Source organism: Candidatus Latescibacter sp. (assembly GCA_030692375.1).
Lineage (GTDB): Bacteria > Latescibacterota > Latescibacteria > Latescibacterales > Latescibacteraceae > JAUYCD01.
Genome location: JAUYCD010000215.1, coordinates 1 through 5,781, shown reverse-complemented (window position 1 = coordinate 5,781; position 5,781 = coordinate 1). Strand labels below are relative to the sequence as shown.

General features: G+C 52.7%; 6 protein-coding genes. 3 read left to right on the top strand and 3 right to left on the bottom strand.

Annotated features, from left to right (window positions below):
- From Q8O92_13160 to lysS, 3 genes are all read right to left on the bottom strand, one after another.
- Positions 1 to 317: AAA family ATPase (locus Q8O92_13160; protein ID MDP2984263.1), on the bottom strand; the 317-nt coding region annotated here is incomplete at its 3' end.
- Positions 318 to 532: 215 nt separating this feature from the next.
- Positions 533 to 736: a type II toxin-antitoxin system HicB family antitoxin gene (locus Q8O92_13155; protein ID MDP2984262.1), complete on the bottom strand. Its 204-nt coding sequence runs from the start codon at positions 734 to 736 to the stop codon at positions 533 to 535.
- Positions 737 to 840: 104 nt separating this feature from the next.
- Complete coding sequence (gene lysS, locus Q8O92_13150) at positions 841 to 2,376, bottom strand: lysine--tRNA ligase (GenBank protein ID MDP2984261.1); 1,536 nt, start codon at positions 2,374 to 2,376, stop codon at positions 841 to 843.
- Positions 2,377 to 2,653: 277 nt separating this feature from the next.
- On the opposite strand from lysS, the gene Q8O92_13145 reads away from it, so the two are divergent.
- The 3 genes from Q8O92_13145 to rimO form a co-directional block, all read left to right on the top strand.
- Positions 2,654 to 3,058 (top strand): DUF1640 domain-containing protein, encoded by a 405-nt coding sequence (locus tag Q8O92_13145; protein ID MDP2984260.1) that lies wholly within the window; start codon positions 2,654 to 2,656, stop codon positions 3,056 to 3,058.
- Positions 3,059 to 3,212: 154 nt separating this feature from the next.
- Positions 3,213 to 4,502: a phosphomethylpyrimidine synthase ThiC gene (gene thiC / locus Q8O92_13140; protein ID MDP2984259.1), complete on the top strand. Its 1,290-nt coding sequence runs from the start codon at positions 3,213 to 3,215 to the stop codon at positions 4,500 to 4,502.
- On the top strand, positions 4,499 to 5,781 hold a 1,283-nt coding region (gene rimO, locus Q8O92_13135), incomplete at its 3' end, for a 30S ribosomal protein S12 methylthiotransferase RimO (GenBank protein MDP2984258.1). The genes thiC and rimO, both read left to right, overlap by 4 nt.

Sequence of the window (5,781 nt, the reverse complement as noted above, 5' to 3'; positions counted from 1 at the left end):
AAACGGGTATTGTTCAACTCGGCTTCACCACCCCAATTATCTCTTACTTTCCGATTGACCAACATTTCAACGGTAAATTCCATCTCCGAGGCGTACAAGTTCTCACCGTATTGGGTAAACAATTCGCTGGGATTGCCGCGCTGCTCACTGAAGGCAGTTTTTAAGTCCATTCCTGCTAAACGAGAAAGCAAACGTAACACATCAAATAGGTTACTTTTTCCTGAAGCGTTTGCTCCCGCCACCACAGTCAGTGGTGTAAATGTCATCTCGAAATTTTGAAACGATTTGAAACCGTTTATTTTTATACTGGTTATCATCTTGCGCACCTCTACTAAATAATCGTCAACTCAATGCCCGTTTTTTTATAATTGCAATTTAAAAAGGTTTTTATCATATGACACTATTTCCATATTGCAAATAAATCTATTCTGTTCATCACAAGCAAGAAAAATATTTTTGGAAATTCATGTTAAAAAAAAACCGCTTCAAAGCTGGCTCTATGGCGCGTTTGTGTATCGGCTGCCTTTCCTGATTATGCGGTGGTTACTTCTACAAGCTCGCTTACAGAGGAAGGCGGGGGAATGATATGTCCTTCGTCCTTGAGACCCTGGATATGAAATTCGATTGCTCCCTTGATAAGCTCCAGTACCTCCTCGCGCGAGCTGCCTGCTACGATGCATCCGGGAAGGTCCGGCACGTGTGCTCCATAACTGGATGCACTTGTTTCGGCATCTATATTTCATAATCCTGTTAATCTTGTAAATCCTGTCTGATTTTTTGCCTTTTTCTTTCTTTGCGAACTTTGCGAGAGATATTCTTTTTCCCCTTCATCCTTGCCTTTCAATTTGTTCTCATGGGAAAAGCGATGACATCACGGATGGATTCTTTCCCGGTTATGAGCATGACCAGACGGTCGATGCCGTATCCGACTCCGCCGGTCGGGGGCATTCCGCAGGCGATGGCATGGATGAAATCCATGTCAACCGGGTGCTCCTCGTAGCCTTTCACCGATTTCTCGGTCCTCTGGGCGAGGAACCGCTCATACTGCTCCACCGGGTCGGTAAGCTCGCTGTAGGCGTTTCCCATTTCCATACCGGCGATATGCGGCTCGAAGCGCTCCACAAACGAGGGATTGCCCCGCTTGATCTTGGTCAGTGGGGAAATGTCGCGCGGGTGGTCGCAGAGGAAGCATGGCGCCCAGAGACGGCCGGAGGCTTCCAGTTCCTTTTCCACCACCTCCATCACCAGCTTCCCCAGCCTGGCTTCAGCCAGTTCGGCGCGATAATTCTCACGGCTCATTCCGACAAAGGAAAGTTTCTCATCGGACATTTCATTGTCCAGGCGGACGATGAGCTTTTCACGGTCGATGTCCTCGAATGCGCAGCCGAAAAGCTCACCGATGACCCCGGGAATCCGTATACGTTTCCAGGGCGGAGTCAGGTCGACTTCCCTGCCCTGGCAGGAAATATTCAGCGATCCCAGGCAGGTCTTGACAATGTGGCAGGTCAGGTTTTCAAACCGGGTCATCTGGTCTTCATAGTCGGTGAACGCCTCATACCACTCCATGAGTGTGAATTCGGGATTATGCGTGGAATCGATCCCCTCGTTCCGAAAACAGGTATTCAGCGCGAACACCTTCGGAAAGCCGCCGATAATGTACCGTTTGAGCGGGAGCTCGAGAGACACACGGAGAAACATGGTCTGCCCGCCGAGCGCCCAGACAGTTGTGGTGAAAGGACGGGCTTCCGCCCCGCCGTAAACCAGTTCCAGGGTGGGAGTCTGCACCTCGAGGAATCCCTGATCCTCCATGTAGCGCCTGATGAGGGAGATGATCCGTGAGCGAAGCTCGAATCGCTGCACCGAATCCGGATCGGTTATCCAGTCCAGGTAGCGCTTTTGACGGCGAACCTCTATGTTGGATAGGGCGTAGGTTGCAACCCCGTCATGGATTTTACCGAAAGGGACATCGGCGACAGATTTTCCAAGTATTTCCAGTTGTTTCACCACGAGGGTCGGCTCGCCGGTGCGGGTGCGGAAAAGACGGCCGGTTACCCCCAGCCAGTCGCCGATATCGAGGTTCGGGACAAGATTTACCGTCTCCTCGGATGATTCTTCTTTCCGCACATAGAGCTGAAAGCGGTTTCCCTTGTCGATGATGTCCAGAAACCAGCTTTTGCCCATTTTCCGGGCCGAAAGCATTCGCCCTGCGCAGGATACGGTAGATTCATCTGCGGCAAGTGTATCGAAACCGGCTATGAGATCGGGAATAGTGTGGGTGGCGGAAAACGAGTAGGGATAAGGGTTAATGCCTTCTTTCAGGAGATTCTCTCTCTTGAGCAGACGGTGCTCCTGAAAAAAATCCGGGAAACTGCCCATAATCAATTTTCCTTCTGTATCAAAACAGGGTAAAAGACCGTAAACATTGATAAATATAAAGTTTTATAAAATATACAGATTCAATATTTTAAATGCAAAAGAAAATGAAAAAGAAAAATGTCCCTTCCATTCCGAATCACTGCCGCATAAAACTTTATTGTTGCCTTTCGCTATTCTCGCGATATATACTTATTGAGTGGAACGATTAAGTATTACGAAAGTCATAACTTCAAGAAAGTGACCGTTTTTGTAACAAATGATTGAAAAGGAAAATGAAATGACCATCGATACATTGCAGATTTACGAGCAGTTACGGTCCTCCAGCCTGCCAGATGAAGCCGCGAAGAGCATCGCGAATGTGATAAAAAATGTCACGGAAAGCGATCTGGCGAATAAACTGGATGTGGCTCTGATTCAAAAAGACATTGAGCAGATGCGGTCAGAATTGACTAAATACATCGAGCAGATGCATTCGGAGCTGACCCAAAACATTGAGCAGGTGCGGTCAGAGTTGACCCAAAAAATCGAACAATTACGGTCAGAGCTTACTAAAAACATCGAGTTAACTAAATCGGAACTTCTCCGTGAAATTGAAAAGACGAAAGCCGACCTTTTCAAATGGATGGCCGGGATGCTCGTTGCACAGGCTGTGGTGGTTGCGGCGCTGGTGAAGTTACTTTAAAGTCGATAATGTTTTATGTGGTTTCTCCTTTTATCTACTCGCAGTATTATAACTGCCTTCTTGTTTTTCCTCATTGGACATTCCCATCTTCCCCTAGTATATTATAAATCTTGATTATTCTTTGACAACAGGAAAAAGAAAGCGGGTGATATAGATGACCAGAATGGAAAGGGCCGGCGCCGGGCAGGTTGCCGCTGAGTTTCTGGCTATTGCGGAAAAAGAGCATACGGATGGTGAGACGATGCGCCGGGGAATCGCCTCCGGGGAAATCACCGTCTGCACCAGCGCAGTCCGTGGAATAGAGCCGGTAGCCATCGGGCGGGGGATGCGCATCAAGGTGAACGCCAATATCGGCACCTCCTCGGATGCCTCCTCGCTCGAAGAAGAAGTGGAGAAGGCGCACACCGCTGTTGAGTACGGCGCGGATATGATCATGGATCTCTCCACCGGCGGCGATATCGGGGCCACACGGCGGCGGATTGTGGCGGAAGTAAAAGTTCCGGTGGGCACTGTGCCCATATACGAGGCCGGGGTGTGGGCCGCCGGACACCGTCAGGGAATGGTGCGGATGACCACGGACGACCTGTTTTCCATCATCGAGCGGCACCTGGCGGAAGGAGTGGATTTCATCACCGTACACTGCGGGGTGACCCGCGCGGCGGTGGAGCGTCTCCTTGAACAGGGAAGGCTCACCGACATCGTATCACGGGGTGGAGCGTTCATGGTGGAATGGATGCTTTACAATGACCGTGAGAACCCCCTCTATGCGGAATACGACCGCCTGCTCGAAATAACCAAAAAGTATGATGCCATCCTCTCCCTGGGCGACGGTATGCGGCCGGGATCTCTCGCGGACGCCACCGACCGTGCGCAGGTAAGCGAGCTTATCGTCCTGGGCGAGTTGGTGGACCGTGCGCGCCGCGCCGGGGTCCAGACCATGGTGGAAGGCCCCGGTCATATCCCCCTCGACCAGGTCGAGACCAACATCAAAATCATGAAAAGCCTCTGCCGGAACGCGCCGTTCTATGTCCTCGGCCCCCTGGTCACCGACATCGCGCCGGGATACGACCATATCACCTCTGCAATAGGGGGGGCCCTTGCGGGCATGTACGGGGCCGATTTCCTCTGTTATGTGACCCCTTCCGAGCATCTTTGCCTTCCTACCAGGGAGGATGTGAAACAGGGGGTCATCGCCGGAAGAATCGCCGCACACGCTGCCGATATCGCCCGCGGGTATCCGGGCGCAAGGGACCGTGACGATGCCATGAGCGAGGCCCGTAAGAACCTGGACTGGGAGCGGATGTTCGAGCTGGCAATAGATCCTGCCCATGCCCGCGCGAGAAGAAAAGCCAGCATGCCCCACGACGAGAAACTCTGCACCATGTGCGGGGATTTCTGCGCCATGAAAAAAATCGGCACTGTGCTGGGGGTGACGAGAAAATGAGTGCCCCTACCGCCGCGCTGGTCACCCTCGGCTGCCCCATGAACCAGGTTGATTCCGAGCGCATTATGGGCGGGCTTGTCTCGCTCGGTTTCGAGATTGTCCCCGAAGAAGAGGCCGACATCATAGTGGTCAATACTTGCGGGTTTATCGAGAGCGCCCGCGAGGAATCCATCGAAACCATCCTGTCCCTGGCCGACCTGAAGAAGAAAGGCCGGGTTAAAGCTCTGGTTGTGGCGGGCTGCCTCGCCGAACGGTACCGTAACGACCTGGTGAGCGAGCTTTCCGAGGCCGATGCCATTGTGGGGCTTTCCGAGCGCGACCGTATTCCCGCGCTTTGCCTTGAGCTCGCAGGCCGTGCGCATGAGGGGGAAACTCTCTATACCCGGGTGGTTTCCGGGCCGCTCCATACCGCCTATCTCAAGATATCCGAGGGCTGCAACAATCTCTGCGCGTATTGCACCATTCCCATGATCCGGGGACCTTACGGGAGCCTGGCGGAAGAGGACATCCTCCGCGAAGCGGAAGAGCTGGTATCGGTTGGCGCACGAGAGCTGGTAATCATCGGGCAGGACACCACCAATTATGGGATTGACCTTGACAACGGGAATCTCCCCTCCCTGCTCGAAAAGATTGCCGCGGTGGAGGGTGTGGAATGGCTGCGGCTCATGTATGCCCATCCCTCACATGTTACAGAAGAGTTGATCACAGCGTTTGACAGTATCCCCCAGCTTCTTCCCTACCTTGACCTGCCGGTTCAGCACATTTCACCGGGAATTCTCCGTCGCATGGGACGTTTGACTCCGCCCGACCGTATTCGCGCGCTGCTCGAAAATCTACGGAACCGTGTTGAAAGTCTCGTTATCCGAACTTCACTGATTGTGGGATTCCCCGGAGAAACCGAAGAGGATTTCGAAGAACTTCTTGATTTCATGAAGGAGGTTCGGTTCGAGCGCCTGGGTGCGTTCGTCTACTCGCCGGAGGAGGGAACCCGCGCCGCTCTCCTTGAAGACAGAGTCCCCGAGGAGACAGCCGCTGAGCGGTACGAGGAGGTAATGAGCCTTCAGGCGGAAATCTCAGGCGAGTTCCAGGAATCGCTGGTCGGAATCGAAATGGAGATGATTGTCGATGAAATTGATCCTGAGACCGGGGATGTATTCGGGCGCTCCTATATGGATGCCCCGGAGGTCGACGGTGCCATATCTATAGCGGGAGACATCCCGGAAGGGACCGAATTCTGCCGGGTGCTTATCACTGAAGCCGGAACCTACGATCTCATCGG

Excerpts from the sequence above, each read along its gene's own strand:
- lysS (MDP2984261.1), bottom strand. The coding sequence starts at position 2,376 with ATGGGCAGTTTCCCGGATTTTTTTCAGGAGCACCGTCTGCTCAAGAGA.
- Q8O92_13145 (MDP2984260.1), top strand. The coding sequence starts at position 2,654 with ATGACCATCGATACATTGCAGATTTACGAGCAGTTACGGTCCTCCAGC.
- thiC (MDP2984259.1), top strand. The coding sequence starts at position 3,213 with ATGACCAGAATGGAAAGGGCCGGCGCCGGGCAGGTTGCCGCTGAGTTT.